General features: G+C 61.3%; 1 protein-coding gene. It reads right to left on the bottom strand.

Annotation, left to right across the window (positions count from 1 at the left end; translation table 11 throughout):
* Positions 1 to 141: 141 nt before the first annotated feature.
* Entirely contained in the window at positions 142 to 591 is a 450-nt protein-coding gene (locus FHR23_RS16440; protein ID WP_246359975.1) for a thermonuclease family protein, read from the bottom strand.
* Positions 592 to 1,093 lie beyond the last annotated feature (502 nt).

Genomic DNA, 1,093 nt, shown 5'->3' on the forward strand with positions numbered 1-1,093 from the left:
TACTCGGCACAGTACGCCATTACCCGCGACGATCTCGACGCGCTCGCCGCTGCGATTGCGCAGCTGCGCGATACCGTCGAGACGCTGTGCCTCGAGCGGCTGGAAGCGCTGAAGCAGGACGCCGAAGGGTAGGGCGAGGCGCTAACGTGCCAGATCGGGGCAGGCTTGCCGGATACGATGGCCGTTATCCCAGCGTTCTACATAGATCGCCTGCGCCTGTTTGAGCTGCAGGCAGGAAAGGTTGCCCTGACTGCTCGACACCACGCCCAGTGTCCGTCCATAATGATCGGTGCCGACCCGCTCGATCGTGATCGCCTCCGTCATCGCTGCGCGCAGACTTCGCGTCGAGGCATACGGATCACCCGGCGCACAATGGCGTCCGGGCCGACAATGGCCGGGCAGTTCGGGTGCATCGATACCGAGCAGCCGGATGCGCTCCGCCCCGCAACGAATGGTGTCGCCATCGGTGACCGAACAGCCGTGCAAGACCGCGTTAGTGGGGCTTGCCGCTGGCGAGAACGGGACCCCATCGGTCAGCACGATGCCAATGACGGCGCCGAGCGCGCCGGCGACGGCTGTCAAAATCATCATCCCGTAACGCCCTTTGCCACGCCTGGAGCGATGGTGTCTGCCGCGTCCGACGGGAATGACGCGTGACGGTCTGTCAAAACGCATAGATCCTTCCTGTGGCCTCGGTTCCGATACCTGTAGCGAGCCATGCTGTGTCCCTGACTAGGCCGTAAACCCATAAATGGCACCGTCGAGGCGCCCAAATGGCGAACAGATCGGGCCGAATAACGCGCGGCAAAGGCTCTTTGCCTTTGCAAGCGGCGTTCGGTTCGAGATGGAAGCCATTTGGACGTCCCTGCGGGATTTGATCAAAATGGCCCGGTGCGGCGTCGAAAAGTCTGGAAATATTGACATATTCCTGCGCCTTTCCTCCTTGCACCACGCCATTTTGGCTCAAACCGCGATGATGCCATTTATGGGTTTACGGCCTAGGCGGCGTGGACAAATTCGCATGAGCGTACCGGCGCTCAGTCAGGGTTGTTCTGCCTAGCTGTTTTGACTGCCCATCGGACGAGAAGGCCGA

The organism is Stakelama sediminis, from assembly GCF_014199335.1.
GTDB classification, from domain to species: Bacteria; Pseudomonadota; Alphaproteobacteria; order Sphingomonadales; family Sphingomonadaceae; genus Sphingomonas; species Sphingomonas sediminis.

Bases quoted from the DNA above. Each gene is read 5' to 3' on its own strand.
- FHR23_RS16440 (WP_246359975.1), bottom strand. From the start codon at position 591: ATGATGATTTTGACAGCCGTCGCCGGCGCGCTCGGCGCCGTCATTGGC.